Here is a 14,892-nt window from a genome sequence, read left to right on the forward strand (position 1 = left end):
AAAGTGCGAAGCGGTTTTCGAAAAGATCATGCACAAACAAAGAGCTAAAGCGCGATGATGATTCATAATCTCATCGCGCTTTAGACTCCCCTCACCGAAACCAAAAAGGCCTCCGCGAGGAGGCCTTCTTGCTGTCCATGGATGCCGCGCCGCGCGATCAGCTGATCGGCAGATATTTCAGCAGCGTGGTCTGATACAGCATCGACGTCGTCTGGTACGACGCCTGCAGGCTGGTCTGCAGCGCCAGGATCTTGGTCGCGACCTCGTCCTGATTGACGCCCTCGACCGAGTCGAGCATCGTTTCCGCCATGCCCTTGAGCTGGGTCTGACGATCGGTGGCCGCCTTGGTTGCCGTCTGGGCGCCGGCGAATTCCGCCTGCACGTCCTGGATCTGCTGCTGACCGTTCTGCGGGGCGAGGTTGGCGCTGACGCGCTGCGCCAGCGCCGTCACCTGCTGGCTCGCATTCGGATTGCTGGCATTGGTGGTAACAGCGGCATACACCGCGACGTTCTGCAACAGATAGCGGAAGGCCTGCTCGTTGGCGCGCGCGCCATACTGCACGGTGATCGATTGATCGACCTGTGCGACGGCTGTGCCGCGCGCCGATCCCGGGCCGTTCTCGCCTGTGTACCAGTAGACGGTGTTGACCGGCGTGCCCGCGACCAGGTTGGTCGCGGTGTCGAATGGCGGCCCTCCGACTCTGAGCGGCGCCGGCGTCGCGGTCGTATTGTTGGCGATGCCAAGCGCGCCGAGCGCTGCCGCATTGGAGCTCGAGATCGACAGGCTCTCGCCGTCAGCGCCATGCAGCGTGATCGCACCATTGCTGATGGTCGACGGGTTCTTGGTGCCGCTGATCTGGTCGATCTTCGCCATCAGCGTCTGCACGCTGTCGGTGACGTTGAGCTGGTTGCCGGTGGCGCCCGAGGCAACGAAGGTAATCGGGGTGCCGTTCACCGTGATGGTGTCACCGGCCGCGAAGCTCGTGGACAGCGAGTCGGTGCCGGCTGCACCCGAAAGCGCCGTGGCACCGCTGATCGGCGCCGGCGGCGTGTTGTGGTTGTTGACGGCGGCGCCCGAGACGGTCGCGACCGGATTGAAGAAGTTGTTGGACGCCGCGATCGCGGAGGCCGCGACCAGCGAGGTGTCGCTCAACGTCTTGATCGACGAGGTCAGCGTCGACTGCAGGTTGGCGGTCGTCGCCGCAGTGTCGGCGCCGATCAGGAAGGAGCCCGCGGGCGGCGGGTTCGTCGTCGTCGCCGTCAACTCGATCGCATCGGTGGTGCCGTCGGGCAGCGTGAAGTTGAACTTGATCTTGTCGCCATCTTTCGGATTGACGGCGCCGAGATCGACCGAGGTCGACTTCGGCGTGCCGGTCGGCTGTGTCACGGTGGCGCCGGTCAATGACGACTGGACCGACAGAAGCTTGAGGCCGAACGGCGAGCCGTCCTCGGCGACGCTTGTCACCGTCATGGTCGCCGGCGGCGACGAGACGCTCAGCCGCCCCATCCCGTTACTGCCCTGATCGGCCTGCTTGCGCTCATTGATGAGCTGGGTTAGGCCGGCCTGGGTTGCCGTGCCCTTGAGCATCGTGTCGGCGGACACCGTGGCCGGGGTATCCATCGCGCGGCCGGAAAACAGGTAGCGGTCACCCGACTGGCTGTTCAGCATCGCGACCGCATTGGCGAAGGCCGCTTGCGCCGTGATCTGCCCCGAAGTCTGGCCGCTGTCGTTGAGCGTCAGCGTCGCCGTCGTCGCGGAATTCTTCACCTGGGTGCCGACGTCGGACAGCCCCTGCAAAGTGAGGTTGGCGACGCTCAGGCGCGTGTTGAGGTTGGTGGCCGTGTCGGAGAACGCATTGATGCCACTGATCTGCGCGCGCAGGCTGAGCGCAAAGCCGCGATCGAGCCCCTGCCCCGCGTAGGTCGTCGAGACCTTGCCGGTCGCAAGCTGCGTCGTCAGGTCGTTGAGCTGATTGCGCAGGTTGAGGATCGTGGTGCCGATATAGGAAGTTCTGCCGCTTACGCCGTCGATCGACATGTTACCCTCACGTGAGCTGCAGCAGCGCGTCGTACATCTGCTTGATCGACGACATCACGCGCGCATTGGCGGAATAGGCGTTCTGCAGCGAAAGCAGATGCGCCATCTCCTCGTCCATGTTGACGCCGGAGGTCGAGTCCATCTTGGTCTGCAGCGTGTTCAGCACGACGTCCTGGCCGTCGGCCAGTTGCTTGGCGGCGGTCGCCGACTCGCCCTGCTGGCTGATGAACTGCTTGGCGAAGTTCAGCAGCGTGCCGGTGAACGGCGCGCCCGTGGTGCCAAGGCCGGTCTGCGGCGAATAGCTGTACGAGGCGTTCGACAGCTGGTTCAGGATCAGGTTGGCGCGCGTGGTGTCGCCGGCCGGGGTCTGCGGATTGGTCGAATAGATGACCATGCGCGAGGGATCGCCGACCAGCGCGGTGTTGACGCTGATCCGCGCGGCAAGGCCGGTGGTCTGCGAGCCGTTCGCGGTGATCGCGCCGGTGTAGAGCCCGCCATTGTCGGTGAACAGCGGAAGCTGCGGATCGCCCGATGTCAGCGACGAGACGGTTGACGTGACCGACGCCGCGGTCACGTCGGCCTTGTTGGCCGCGCCGTCGTCGAGCACGCGCAGCGTCGATCCGGACGGATTGGAGAACTGCAGGCCGGTTCCGCCGAGCGCCCCGTTGAGCTGCGACAGCACCGAGCTCATGCCGCCGGAGAAATCCACTCCCAGGACCTCGTCGTTCGGATCGACGGTCGCGGTGTTGCTCAGTGGCAGCACGCTCGGATCGTCGACGCGGACGATCGACAGATTGTGCGTGAGGCCTGTGGTGTTGTCCTTGTAGGAGACGTGGATGGTATTGCCGCTCTGCAGTCCCGAGAGGTCGAGGTCGAAGCCGGACTGCGCCCCCGCCGTCGCGGCAGTGCCGGCGGTCGTCTTGTCCGACAGCGCGCTCGACATCGCGGCGGCGAACTGCTCGATCTGCGTCTGCGCCTGCGCCAGCGTGTTGTCGCGCAGCTCGAGATAGGCTGCGATCTTGCCGGAGCGGATCGAGTTGGTCGACACCATGTCGTAGGTGCCGCCATGCGGGAACGTGATGGTGATGGTGCCGACGGTGCTCTTGGTCGGATCGGTATTGTACAGCGTGTTGGGCGTCATCGTGCCCTGGGCGTTGAAGCTGAGCGCCGCCGCCTCGGTGCCGACCAGCTGCACGCCGGAATTGGTGAACACGGTCACCTGGTTCTGGCTGTTGGTGACGGTGCGGATGTCCATCAGCTGCGAAAGCTGCGTGACATAGCGATCGCGCTGATCGAGCAAGGCCGCGGTCGACGCGTCGGCCGTGCAGCCATTGGCCTGCAGCTGGACATTGAGACGTGCGATCTGCTGCAGCGCGTTGTTGGCGGTGTTGATGGAGTCGCTGATGCCGGCCTCGGCGTTGGCGCGCAGCGTCTGGATGCCCTGCGAGGTCGCGTTGAGCTGCTGCGCCATCGATTGCGCGGCATTGACGACGCCGATGCGGGCCGATTGCGATTCCGGGCTGGTCGACAAGCCCTGGACCGCGGTCAGGAATTTGTTGTAGGCGTCCTCGATCGTGCCGGTGGAGTCCGGATTGCCGTACACACCCTGCAGATTGGAAAGGAAATCCGAGCGGACGTCGGCGTAGGCCGCTCCCGAGGTCTCGGTGCGCAGCTGGGTCTGCAGGAATTCGTCGAGCTGGCGGTTGACGCCGGTGATGAGGACGCTCGATCCGTACTGGCCGGTGGTGCCGGTGACCTGGTTGAGCGTCTTCCTGACGTAGCCGGGCGTCTCCGCGTTGGCGACGTTCGACGACACGAGCGAGAGCGAGGCCTGCGTGGCGCGCAGGCCCGACATCGCGGTGGAAAGGGCTTGGCCCAAACCCATGATCTGTACTCGCCTTTACTGCTTCGCACGTGCATCGTCGATGCGATCAGCGCACGACGTTCAGGAGATCCTGCACCATTGAATTGGTTGTGGTGATGACCTTGGTGTTCGCCGAATAGGCCTGCTGGGTCACGATCAGCTTGGTGAACTCGTCGGCGATATCGGTGTTCGAGCTCTCGAGCGACGAACCGACGATGGTGCTGCCGCCCTTGCCGAACAGCGCGCCACCGGACTCGTCGGTCGCCTCGAACGCACCGCCGTCGATGCGCTTGAGGAAGTTGGTGCCGTTGAAGGTCGCCACCGAGATCTCGGCGAGGTCGATGTTGCGGCCGTTGGTGTAGTTGCCGACGATGCGGCCGTTGGTCGAAACGCTGACCGACTGCAGCTGGCCGGCGGGAAAGCCGTCCTGCTGGATCTGGTTGACCTGGACGTTGCCGTTGGCGTCCGCGAACTGGGTCACGCCGCCGGAGCCGAAATTGATCACGGGGTTGCCGAGCGACACGCCGTTGACGACCGCATTGTTGAGCGCCACCGAGGAGATCGCCGGCGACATCTGGCCGTTCGAGGCGAAGGTGAAGTTGATGTTGGCGTTCTGCCAGGAGACCTGCGTGCCGGTCGCATTGGGATTGACCTGATAGAACAGGTTCCAGGTATCGGTATGCCCGGAGCCCAGCGAGGAGCTGTCGGTCTTGGCCCAGCGGAATTGCAGGTTCACCGGCGCACCCGACACGTCGTAGGCCGTGACCGCGCCGCCCGAGACGGATTCGTTCAGGAAGGTCGAGTTGTCGTTGCCGACGACCTGGCCGGTGCCGACCGTTCCGCCGCCGCCGCGGTTCGCAACGGCCGAGCCGGTGAAGCCGAGCGCCGCGAAGGCTGCGGTGTTCGAGCTCGTTACGTTGAGATCGGCCGCGGTGCCGGAGTGCATCGTGATCGAACCGTTGCTGGCAATCGTCGACGAGATCCCGGAGGCAGTGATCGTGTCGATCTTGTTGAGCAGCGTCCCGATCGTGTCGGTGATATTGAGCTGGTTGCCGGTGGCGCCCGAGGCGACAAAGGTCAGGACGGTGCCGTTGACCGTGATGGTGTCGCCCGCCACGAAATTGGAGGCGATCGAGTTGCTGGGCGCGGTACCGTTCAGCGCGGTGGCGAGGGTATTGGCCACCGACGGCGTCGCCTTGTTGTTTTGTGCGGTGCCAGTGACGGAGGAGTCGGTCGGGGGCGCGGCCGGCGTACCGATCACCAGCGGGTTGTGACCGGCACTGAACGCGCCCGGCCGCAGCAACTCGGAGCCGGGAACCGAGGTGTCGTGCGCGGTGGTCAGGGGGTAGGAAGCGAGGTTGGCGCGATAGTCGATCTTGGTGGTCTGCTGCGCCGGCAGGAAATCGTTCTTGAATTGCAGCACCTGCGGCGAAGAGCCGGCGGGGTTGCCGGTAGTCGGATCGATCGGCACGCCCTCGAGGTAATAGCCGGCGCCGTTGACCAGATAGCCGTCCTTGTTGAGCTGGAAATCGCCGCGGCGGGTGTAGCGGTCGACGCCGTCGAACACCGGCGCACCGTCGGTGAAGCTGCCGGGCTTTTGCACCGCGAAGAAGCCGTTGCCGTTGATCGCCATGAAGGTCGCGACCGATGCCGACTGCACGTCGCCCTGCACCGAGTTGGTCGAGCGCGACTGCGCGGTGACACCGCCGGCGAGCTGCGCCGTCAGCGCGGTCTGCGGGACGAGGTCGAGGAACGAGGTATCGATGCGCTTGAAGGCGGTGGTCTGCGAGTTGGCGATGTTGCCGGAGATGTTTTCGAGCGCGTACGACCCTGCGCGCAAGCCACCGACCGCCGTCGTAAGAGCGCCGAAGATACCCATGACATGTTCTCCAATTCGATTCCCGGCGGCTGGCAATCACAAGAGTGGCCGCATCGGCGGAGCATGTCGCAAGGGTCGTGCCAGGAAACGAATCGTAACAAAATCATGCGCTTGAAAAAAAAGCCCCGGCCGTTTAACCGGGGCACAATTGCCGGGCAGGCAACAATTGCCGGGACGGAGCGCCGTTCCGACCGCGCTCTTTCGTTATAGTTTGACGCGTTTTCTCGACGCGAACCGGCAGCCACTTCGCTTGAAAACGCTATGGCCCGTCAGGTCGCCGACGGCGCCGCCGGGTGAAATACCAGCGCAAAGCCATCCATGCAGTAGCGCAGCCCGGTCGGCTTCGGGCCGTCGTCGAAGACGTGGCCGAGATGGCCCCCGCATCGGCGGCAATGCACCTCGGTGCGCGCCATCCCGAAGGTGCGGTCGGTCGTGGTGCCGACCGCATTCTCCAGCGGCTTCCAGAAGCTCGGCCAGCCGGTGCCGCTCTCATATTTGGTCTCGGACGAGAACAGCGGCAGGTCGCAGCCGGCGCAGGCGAAGGTGCCCTTGCGGTGCTCCTTGAGCAGCGGGCTCGATCCCGGCCGCTCGGTGCCTTCCTTGCGCAGGATCTCATATTGCTGCGGCGTCAGCTGCGCGCGCCATTCGGCATCGGTCTTCTCGATCTCGAATTTCTCGGCGGCCTGCGCCGGCGAGGCGCGCAGCCAGCGGAAGGCGGCAAGGCCGAACAGGCCGGCGACGGAAGCAAGCAGGATACGGCGATCGAACATCAATCATCTCCGTTTGCGGAGGGCCCAAGGTACGTGCCCACGGTTCGTTACCAGGTACGAACACCGCCCTCCGACGTTACATCCGCCCGTCGGATATCTGCTCACTTTCTTGCGAGGCGGGAGGATGCGGCTCCTCGGCCGGCAGGGTTGCGGGTGGCGGCATTGGCCGCGCCACGGGCACCGGCGGACGGCGCGGCGCCGGCCCCCTGGTTCCCGCCTTGAAATTGGCCTCGGCCAGCCGCGCCTCGCGGAGGCGTTCCTTCGCACGTGCACCCTCGCGGTAGCGCGCCAGGACGCCCGCGGCGGACGAGGCTCCCCTCGCCCACAAGCCGATGAAATGACCGGCAACCCGGCCGGTGGTACCGCCGGCCCAGACCAGCTCGAATGGCGAAAACAGCCGCCAGCGGTCGTCGCCCCACAGGATGCTGCGCGCGATCAACTGTCCGGCGAGCGCCGAGGTATTGAGCCCCTGCCGGCCAAAGCCGCTCGCCACCCACAGCCCTCTGCGCAACTGCCCGATCTGCGGCATGCCGTGCACGGTGACGCCGACCGCGCCGCCGAACATCTCCGCGATCGGAACCTTGCCGAGCTGCGGAAACACCGTGGCGATGCGGCGCTGCACCGCCGCGCCAAGGCGCTGCGGCCGCGCGTTCCAGGTGGTTTCCGGACTGGCCCACAACAGACGATCGGCATCGACGATGCGGAAATGGTCGATGCCGTCGCTGTCGGCGACCGAGCCGGAAAACGCGATGGTCTCCGAAAGCCGTTCCCCGAGCGGCTCGGTCAGCGCCGCATAGCGCCACACCGGTAGCAGCGTGTCGGACAAGCGCTTCAGCGGCGCACCGAGATGGATATTGCCGGCGAGGACAATATGGTTGGCGCGCAGCCGCGCCGTCGGCGTCACGATGCGTTTGCGGATGCCGGAAAAATCGATGCTGACGACCGGCGTCTCCTCGAAGATCCGCACGCCCGCCCGGGTCGCCAGCGCGGCGAGGCCGTGCACATATTTCCGGCCATCGATCTGGAACGCCTTCGGATAATAGATGCCGTGGAAATAGCGGCCGGTCTTCAGCACGCTGCGCACACGATCGACCTGCCAGCCTTCGACCTCGGTCGCAAAATCCACACCCAGCGTCTGCAGCCGGCTGATCAGCGCCTCGCCTACATCGACATTGGATACTTCGAGCGCGCCATCGCTCGGGCTGATGCCCGGGATCAGATCCTCGGTTGCGGTGGCGCGGACATAGTCGGCGCCCTCCTTCGACAGCGCCCACAATTCACGGGCGTCGTCGAGGCCGACACGCTCGATCACATCTGACATCGGCAGGCCGAAGCCCGGCATCACGGTGCCGAGATGGTGGCCGGAGGCGTTCCAGCCGACCTGGCGGCCCTCGAGCACGGCAACGCTCGCGCCGAGCCGCGCCGCCTCGCGCGCCACGGTCAGGCCGGCCAGCCCCGCTCCGACCACGCAGATGTCGACGTCGAGGTCGAATGCCAGACGGTCGCGGAACGGCGATGCCGCCTCGTCAGGGCCGTCCGCCGCACTTGTGGAAGTCTCGCTCATGGCGTTTCTTACGAACCGCTGCGGCGCTTGTCACCTTGTCCGGGGCATGAGCCTGTAGAATTAATGCGACCAGACCGAATCGAGAATGGAAGTCCATGCGCCGTTTGCTGCTGCTGCGTCACGCCAAAACCCAAACCGACGCGCCTTCGGGGCAGGACCAGGACCGCCGTCTCGACGAGCGCGGCCACCGCGATGCGGCGGAGATCGGCGGCTGGATCGCCCGACACCCGCCCCTGCCCAACCTGGCGCTGGTGTCGCCGGCAGTCCGCACCACGCAGACCTGGGAGATCGTGCGCGAGGCGCTGAAGGGTGCTGGAGCTGCGCCGAAGGTCGAATTCGTGCCGGACCTCTACGGCGCCGATCCGGCACAACTGCTGACCGCGATCCGGATGGCCTCGGTCACCGATCCGAAGCGGCTGATGCTGATCGGCCATAACCCCGGCATGCACGAGCTCGCGCTGACGCTGACCGGCAGCGGTGACGAGGCCGCGAAGCGCGCGCTCAGCGACAATCTGCCGACCTCGGGGCTCGCCGTCTTCGACTTCGCAACCGACGACTGGAACGACGTCTCGTTCCGGCGCGGCAAGCTCGTCCTGTTCGTCAGCCCTAAACTGTTGAAGCAGGCCTCGCGCGGCTGACGCGTGCGGACAGCGCCGCTCTGCCATGCTATATTGCTGTCGGCGCGACAGGGGGACCGGTTCGCGGCGACACGACAAGTTGCTTCAAGAAAAAGAAGGCGCGCGTCCCGGCACGGGGACCAAACGGCTCCAGACCAATCGCGGACAGGAGGCGCAGATGTATAGGTCCATTCTCGTTCCGATCGACCTCTCCGATACCGATCTGGCGAAGCCAGCGATCGCAACCGCTGCGACGCTGTCGCAGACATGGAACGGCTCGGTGCGCCTGCTCAACGTGCTGCCGATGACGCCGGTGATGCTCGCCGAATATGTGCCGGCGGATTTCGACAGCCAGCAGCGCGAAACGTCGGAAGAGGCGCTCGCGATCGTGGCGCGCGAATCCGGCATCGCACCCGAGCGCATCTCGGGCGTGGTCCGCCAGGGCGGCATCTATCACGAGATCCTCGAGGAGGCCGCGATCATGAAGGCCGACCTGATCGTGATGACCTCGCACCGCCCGGCGATGCGCACCTACTTCCTCGGCTCAAATGCCGGACACGTCGTGCGCTACGCCAAATGCTCGGTGCTGGTGGTGCGGCACTAGGCTAGACAAAAACTCGAAAACAACCCCATGCACAGTAGGGATTGGGGCCACTATAGTCTCAGCGCCGCACCACGCGGCGGCTCACCGGACCCGCACCAGCTCAAGGTCGAGATCGCCGGCGACGGCGGGCTCGATCTGGCAGCGCGAAATTCCGATATCGCGCAGCGTCCGGTCATCGAGCTGGCGCAGCGTCTTGATCGCCTCGCGGCGCACCCAGTGGGTCGCGAGTGCATCGCCCCACGTTCGGAGCAATCGGAGCAATCCGCCCAGCATGCTGGACCGCGCGGGCGGTGACGCGGCTGAGGATATCGTCGTCATTGTCATCTCCTTCGATGCTCCTACAGCAAGGCTATGCCGTTGACGCAGATGCCGTTTTGGCGCCTGCGCCGTCGTCACCTCGGATTGCTTGCGCGCTCCTCGGTACAATCAGGGGCTTGTTCCCTCTTCAATGATCCGGTACATTGCTCGGAGCAAGTAAAACATTGCTCTCGGTGCAATAATGTCGCGATTCGAGTACCTGAAACTGGCGGATACGGTGGCCGCCGAGATCGCCAGCGGCGCGCTCAAGGCGGGCGACCGCCTGCCGCCGCAACGCCATTTCGCCTATGACCGCAACATCGCCGTCTCGACCGCGAGCCGGGTCTATACCGAGCTGTTGCGGCGCGGATTGGTGGTCGGCGAAGTCGGCCGCGGCACCTTCGTGTCCGGCGAGGCGCGGCGCGGCAGCGCGGCCCCGACCGAGCCGCGCGGCGCCCGCATCGACCTCGAATTCAACTATCCGCTGCTGCCGCATCAGGCGACGATGATCGCCAAGAGCCTCGAAGGGCTCGAACGGCCCGAGGTGCTCGAAGGCGCGCTGCGGCCGGCCACCAGCTTCGGCACACGGGCGGCGCGGACCATTTCCGCGGAATTCCTCGCGCGCAAGAGCTGGGCGCCGAATCCCGACCAGATCGTGTTCACCGCCAACGGTCGGCAATGCATCGCCGCCGCGCTCGCCGCCGTCGTGCCGCCCGGCGGACGCTGCGGCGTCGAGGCGCTGACCTATCCGTTCGTGAAGGGCATTGCCGCACGGCTCGGCATCGCACTGGTGCCGCTCGCGATGGACGAGCATGGCGTGCGCCCGGACGGCGTGCAGAAGGCGCACCGCGAGGCGCATCTGTCCGCGCTCTACATCCAGCCCACGATCCAGAACCCGCTCAGCATCACGATGCCGGCCGAACGGCGCGCCGAGCTGCTGCGCGTGACCGAGAAGCTCGGCCTCGTCGTCATCGAGGACGGCGTCTACGGTTTCCTCGACGACCAGGTGCCGCTGGCCGCGCTCGCGCCCGACAGCTGCATCCTGCTCGACAGCCTCTCGAAGAAGGTGGCGCCGGGCCTCGCGCTCGGCTTCATCGTCTCGCCGCCGCGGCTGCGCGAGAGCATCATGGCCGCGGTGCGCTCCGGCGGCTGGACGGCGTCGGGTTACGCCTTCGCCGCCGGGCAGCGGCTGATGGCCGACGGCACCGCCGCCGAATTGTCACGGCTGAAGCGGATCGACGCCGGCCGCCGCCAGCAGCTGGCGGCGAAATATCTGGCCGACTTCGAGATCCAGACCAACCCAAAATCCTATCACCTCTGGCTGACCCTGCCGCCGCATTGGCGCTCGCAGACCCTGGTCGCCGCCGCGGCGCGCCGCGACATCGCGCTGACGCCGTCAACGACCTTCGCCGCCACGCCGGGACACGCGCCCAATGCGGTACGGCTCGCGCTGGCCGCGCCGCCGCTGGAGCAGCTCGAGCTCGGCCTGCGGACACTGGCAGGAATGCTCGGCGCGACCGAAGAGGATTTTGATTCGACGGAGTAAACGCGACGATGTCGCGGTTCATCACGCTTGATTGCGGGGTCGCTTCGGCAGCAGAGCATCGGGCAATCGATCGAAGCTGTAGCGCCGCGGCCGGTTGCGGGTGACGAAGCCGCCGACCTGCCAGGCGAACAGCGCGGCAAAGCCGACCAGGAACAGCGCGCCCATCCAGTTCGATGTCAGCAGCGCCATCAGCAACAATCCGATCATTGCCACCGCAAGGCACGCCAGCAACGCCAGCGCGGCGGTGTAGGTCTTCGGCCCGAGACCTCCGACCAGCCTGGCCGTGCTGCCCGCGGCCTGCATCCGGCGATGCAGATCGACGATGAAGACGCGATACAGATCTCCCTGCGGCGCGACCAGCGTCGCGGTCTGCCAGGTGGTCGAGAGGACCGCAATCCGTCCTCCTTTGGCATTGTCGATGTCGGCGCGAAATCGCTGCTGCTGCATCGAGACCGGGCGATAGGACAGTTTCACGGCGGAAATGTCGGCGTAGTCCCACACGCCAGACCTGCCGGCGATCCGCCACGCCAGCCCGTCCTCGGTCAGCTCGAACTGGTGCGCCGAGCCGACCAATGAGGCCTTATAGGCATAGCGCACGGCTGAGCCCTCGCCTGCCTCCGACCGATCCTGCAACGTTGTTGGCAATCCGCCGTTCCACCCGTTCATGCACGCGCTAGATTCTTTGCTTGAGCATGATCTTTTCGGAAAACCGGTTTCCACTTTTCCGGATCATGCTCTAGCTTGCGCGAAGCGTCATGCCTATCCTACAAGCGAGCCATGCCCGAGACGACCTATTTTCCGCGTTACCTCATCCTCGGCGGCGCGATGATATCAGGCGTGCTGCTGGCGCTTGCCGTGCATATGCTCGGCGCGCGTTACGGGCTCGATCTCGGCGGCCTGTGGCGCTCCGATACCCACGAGTTCATGCCGGCAGGTGCTGCGATTGCGTGGTGGCTGATCGCGAGCGTCGGGTTTTCGGGGGGCTACTTCACCGCCAATCTGATGCACAGCGCGGTGGCCGGCCAGATTCCGCAGCGGATGCGGCAATTCCTGATCGTCGTCGGCGTGCTGATGCTGGCGGGCGCCGGCCAGGCCGCGGCGGCGCCGAGCACGGTCTCGACCATCTCCGCCGTGCTGGCCGGCCTCGCCGCGCTGTGCCTCGGCGCCGTCATGGCGTTTTGCGGCGCCTATTTTGCACTGCGCAAGAGCTAGAGCGTTTTCGAGCGAAGTGGATGCCGGTTCGCGTAAAGAAAACGCGTCCAAACAAGAAGCCAGCGTCCTCGCCGTCGTTGATCAAGCCACCGATCGTTCCGGCAGCCTGCGCAGCAGCATCTTGGCGACATCAGCCGCCGGCCGCGGCGGGCTGAACAGATAGCCCTGCGCCTGCGTGCAGCCCTCCTGCCGCAGCAGGTCGAACTGGGTGTCGGTTTCGACACCCTCGGCCGTGGTGACGATGCCGAGACTCTTGCCGAGGCCGGTGACCGCGCGCACGATCGCCATCGAGTCCTCGCGCGTCGCAAGGTCCGTCACGAAGGAACGGTCGATCTTGATCTTGTCGAACGGGAAGCTGCGCAGATAGCTCAGCGAGGAGTAGCCGGTGCCGAAATCGTCGAGCGAGATGCGGACACCGAAACCACGCAGCTCGTGCAGCACCGCAAGCGTCGCCTCGCTGTTCTGCAGCAGCACCGATTCGGTGATCTCGAGCTCAAGCCGATCCGCCGACAGGCAGGATGCTTCCAGCGCCGCCTTCACCGACGACACCAGGTTCGGATTCTTGAACTGCACCGGAGACAGGTTGACGGCGACCGCGATGTCCTTGGGCCAGCCTGCGGCATCGGCGCAGGCCTTGCGCAGCACGATGTCGCCAAGCGGAACGATCAACCCGGTTTCCTCGGCGACCGGAATGAAATTGTTGGGCGCGATCAGGCCGCGCAGCGAATGGTTCCAGCGCGCCAGCGCCTCGAAGGCGACCACCTGATCGCCCACGACATCGCGGATCGGCTGGTAATAGACCTCGAACTCGTCGCGCTCGAGCGCGAGCCGCAGGTCGCGCTCCAGCAGGCGGCGCGCCTGCGCGCGCGCATCCATCCCGGTCTCGAAGAACCGGTAGGTGCCGCGGCCGTCGGCCTTGGCGCGGTACAGCGCCAGATCGGCCTTTTGCAGCAGTTCGTCGGGACCCTTGCCGTCTTCGGGTGCGAGCGAGATGCCGATGCTGACGCCGATCACGAGCTGATGGCCGCCGATCTCGTAGGGCGCGGCGATCCGCTCGACCACGAGACTTGCGAGCTGCGACACCACTGATGGTTCGCAGTTGCTGCAGAACTGCACGATGGCGAATTCGTCGCCACCGAGCCGAGCCACGGTGTCATGCTCGGTCACGCATTCGCCGAGCCGCCGCGCGACCTCGCGCAGCAGCGCGTCGCCGATCGGATGCCCAAGCGTGTCGTTGATCTCCTTGAAATGATCGAGGTCGAGGCAGAGCACCGCGAGCTGGTCGGAGCGCTTGGCCAATCTCGAGGCCTTCTCGAGCTGCTCGCGGAACAGCGTCCGGTTCGGCAGGTTGGTCAGCGCGTCATGCCGCGCCATGTGCGAGATCTGTTCCTGGGCCTGCTGCCATTCAGTGATGTCTTCGAAGGTTGCGACCCAGCCGCCGCCCTTCATCGGCTGGTCGACCACGCGGATCGCGCGGTCATTGCGGCTGACGATCCGCGTCGCGCTTTGGCCGGCCTTTGCCTCGGCAACGAGAGCATCGCAGAACTCCTCGGGATCGCCGTCCCACTCGCCGATGGAATGCAGGTCCTGCAAGACGTCGATCAGCAGGCGTCCCTTGAGCGGCACGCGGTTGCGCCCCATGATGTCGCTGTAACGCTCGTTGAACAGCATGATGCGGCCATCGGCGTCGAACATGCACAGCCCCTGCGACATGTTCTCCAGCGCGGTATCCAGCACCACTTTCTGCTTGTGAAGCTCGGTCTTGGCGCGGCGATCGAGGATGGAAGCGATCAGCGACAGGCCGAGGATCGCGAAGGCTGCAACCGCAGTCATGAACGAGAGCACGCGCGGCGAGACCGAAAGCCCGTCGGGAACGATCGTCGGATCCGGGACCAGGGTGACCGCACCCATCGCGGTGAAATGGTGCGAGACGATCGCAACGGTCAGAAGGCCGGTCGCAGCCGCGGTGGTGCCCAGGCGTTCGCCACGCGTGGCAACGACAAGCGCCAGCGCGCCAAACAGGCTTCCGAATGCGATCGATGCGGCCACGATGCCGGGCGACCAGACGATGCGCGCCGGCAGTTGCAGGCCCAGCATGCCGGGGTGTAGTGCATCGCCGCGACACCTGCGCCGACGATCGCGCCACCAGCCGCCACCGTCCACCAGCGCTCGTCGAGCGTGGCGACGGCCAATCCGACGGCCAGGATCGCAACCGCGAGCACCAGCGACAGCAGCGTGATGGGAATGTTGTATCCAGCCTCGATGCCGGGATCATACGCCAGCATGGCGACGAAATGGGTGGCCCAGATCCCGCAACCGCCGACCGCCGCATCAAGACCGAGCCAGATCTCGCGGGCGCGGCCCTCTGCGGCGCGGGCACGGTGAAACAGGCTGATCGTGACGGCGCTGGCGAGCAGGCAGATTACCCCACCAAGGACGACCAGCCGCCAGTCGTGTTCCAAAGTGAGACAGGTCAAAACGCGATACATTATAGGCCCCAT

General features: G+C 65.7%; 11 protein-coding genes and 1 pseudogene. 4 read left to right on the forward strand and 8 right to left on the reverse strand.

Going from position 1 to position 14,892, the window contains the following annotated elements:
- Nucleotides 1-157 precede the first annotated feature (157 nt).
- From HAP48_RS47000 to HAP48_RS47020, 5 genes are all read right to left on the reverse strand, one after another.
- Entirely contained in the window at nt 158-2,038 is a 1,881-nt protein-coding gene (locus tag HAP48_RS47000) for a flagellar protein (RefSeq protein ID WP_166207337.1), read from the reverse strand.
- Between the two features lie 7 nt (nt 2,039-2,045).
- A complete protein-coding gene (gene flgK / locus HAP48_RS47005) occupies nt 2,046-3,923 on the reverse strand; it encodes a flagellar hook-associated protein FlgK (RefSeq protein ID WP_166207340.1) in 1,878 nt (625 codons plus the stop codon).
- 46 nt (nt 3,924-3,969) lie between these two features.
- Complete coding sequence (locus HAP48_RS47010; protein WP_166207343.1) at nt 3,970-5,781, reverse strand: flagellar hook-basal body complex protein; 1,812 nt, start codon at nt 5,779-5,781, stop codon at nt 3,970-3,972.
- 269 nt (nt 5,782-6,050) lie between these two features.
- Nucleotides 6,051-6,551 carry a peptide-methionine (R)-S-oxide reductase MsrB gene (msrB, locus tag HAP48_RS47015; protein WP_166207347.1) on the reverse strand — a complete coding sequence of 167 codons (501 nt, stop codon included), beginning with the start codon at nt 6,549-6,551 and terminating at the stop codon, nt 6,051-6,053.
- Nucleotides 6,552-6,627: 76 nt separating this feature from the next.
- Nucleotides 6,628-8,115, reverse strand: coding sequence for an NAD(P)/FAD-dependent oxidoreductase (locus HAP48_RS47020; protein WP_166207350.1), 1,488 nt, complete (start codon nt 8,113-8,115; stop codon nt 6,628-6,630).
- A 95-nt stretch (nt 8,116-8,210) separates the two neighbouring features.
- Here HAP48_RS47020 and HAP48_RS47025 point away from each other — a divergent pair, with 95 nt between their 5' ends.
- A complete protein-coding gene (locus tag HAP48_RS47025) occupies nt 8,211-8,753 on the forward strand; it encodes a SixA phosphatase family protein (protein ID WP_166207353.1) in 543 nt (180 codons plus the stop codon).
- Between the two features lie 157 nt (nt 8,754-8,910).
- Nucleotides 8,911-9,336: a universal stress protein gene (locus HAP48_RS47030; RefSeq protein WP_166207356.1), complete on the forward strand. Its 426-nt coding sequence runs from the start codon at nt 8,911-8,913 to the stop codon at nt 9,334-9,336.
- Between the two features lie 81 nt (nt 9,337-9,417).
- On the opposite strand, the gene HAP48_RS47035 is transcribed toward HAP48_RS47030, so the two are convergent.
- Nucleotides 9,418-9,654 (reverse strand): DUF1127 domain-containing protein, encoded by a 237-nt coding sequence (locus HAP48_RS47035; RefSeq protein ID WP_166207359.1) that lies wholly within the window; start codon nt 9,652-9,654, stop codon nt 9,418-9,420.
- A gap of 181 nt (nt 9,655-9,835) precedes the next feature.
- Between HAP48_RS47035 and HAP48_RS47040 the strand changes: the two genes are divergently transcribed.
- Entirely contained in the window at nt 9,836-11,179 is a 1,344-nt protein-coding gene (locus HAP48_RS47040) for an aminotransferase-like domain-containing protein (protein WP_166207362.1), read from the forward strand.
- A 21-nt stretch (nt 11,180-11,200) separates the two neighbouring features.
- Here HAP48_RS47040 and HAP48_RS47045 read toward each other — a convergent pair whose 3' ends face one another.
- Nucleotides 11,201-11,845 carry a hypothetical protein gene (locus HAP48_RS47045; protein WP_420869844.1) on the reverse strand — a complete coding sequence of 215 codons (645 nt, stop codon included), beginning with the start codon at nt 11,843-11,845 and terminating at the stop codon, nt 11,201-11,203.
- A gap of 111 nt (nt 11,846-11,956) precedes the next feature.
- On the opposite strand from HAP48_RS47045, the gene HAP48_RS47050 reads away from it, so the two are divergent.
- On the forward strand, nt 11,957-12,391 hold the full coding sequence (locus HAP48_RS47050; RefSeq protein WP_029085357.1) for a hypothetical protein: 435 nt from the start codon (nt 11,957-11,959) through the stop codon (nt 12,389-12,391).
- Nucleotides 12,392-12,472: 81 nt separating this feature from the next.
- Here HAP48_RS47050 and HAP48_RS47055 read toward each other — a convergent pair.
- Nucleotides 12,473-14,880: pseudogene (locus HAP48_RS47055) on the reverse strand (EAL domain-containing protein).
- Between the last annotated feature and the right edge of the window lie 12 nt (nt 14,881-14,892).

Source organism: Bradyrhizobium septentrionale, from assembly GCF_011516645.4.
In the GTDB taxonomy this organism is placed as follows: domain Bacteria; phylum Pseudomonadota; class Alphaproteobacteria; order Rhizobiales; family Xanthobacteraceae; genus Bradyrhizobium; species Bradyrhizobium septentrionale.

Coding starts and splice junctions, on each gene's coding strand:
- HAP48_RS47000 (WP_166207337.1), bottom strand. CDS start 2,038: ATGTCGATCGACGGCGTAAGCGGCAGAACTTCCTATATCGGCACCACG.
- flgK (WP_166207340.1), bottom strand. CDS start 3,923: ATGGGTTTGGGCCAAGCCCTTTCCACCGCGATGTCGGGCCTGCGCGCC.
- HAP48_RS47010 (WP_166207343.1), bottom strand. CDS start 5,781: ATGGGTATCTTCGGCGCTCTTACGACGGCGGTCGGTGGCTTGCGCGCA.
- msrB (WP_166207347.1), bottom strand. CDS start 6,551: ATGTTCGATCGCCGTATCCTGCTTGCTTCCGTCGCCGGCCTGTTCGGC.
- HAP48_RS47020 (WP_166207350.1), bottom strand. CDS start 8,115: ATGAGCGAGACTTCCACAAGTGCGGCGGACGGCCCTGACGAGGCGGCA.
- HAP48_RS47025 (WP_166207353.1), top strand. CDS start 8,211: ATGCGCCGTTTGCTGCTGCTGCGTCACGCCAAAACCCAAACCGACGCG.
- HAP48_RS47030 (WP_166207356.1), top strand. CDS start 8,911: ATGTATAGGTCCATTCTCGTTCCGATCGACCTCTCCGATACCGATCTG.
- HAP48_RS47035 (WP_166207359.1), bottom strand. CDS start 9,654: ATGACGACGATATCCTCAGCCGCGTCACCGCCCGCGCGGTCCAGCATG.
- HAP48_RS47040 (WP_166207362.1), top strand. CDS start 9,836: ATGTCGCGATTCGAGTACCTGAAACTGGCGGATACGGTGGCCGCCGAG.
- HAP48_RS47045 (WP_420869844.1), bottom strand. CDS start 11,845: ATGAACGGGTGGAACGGCGGATTGCCAACAACGTTGCAGGATCGGTCG.
- HAP48_RS47050 (WP_029085357.1), top strand. CDS start 11,957: ATGCCCGAGACGACCTATTTTCCGCGTTACCTCATCCTCGGCGGCGCG.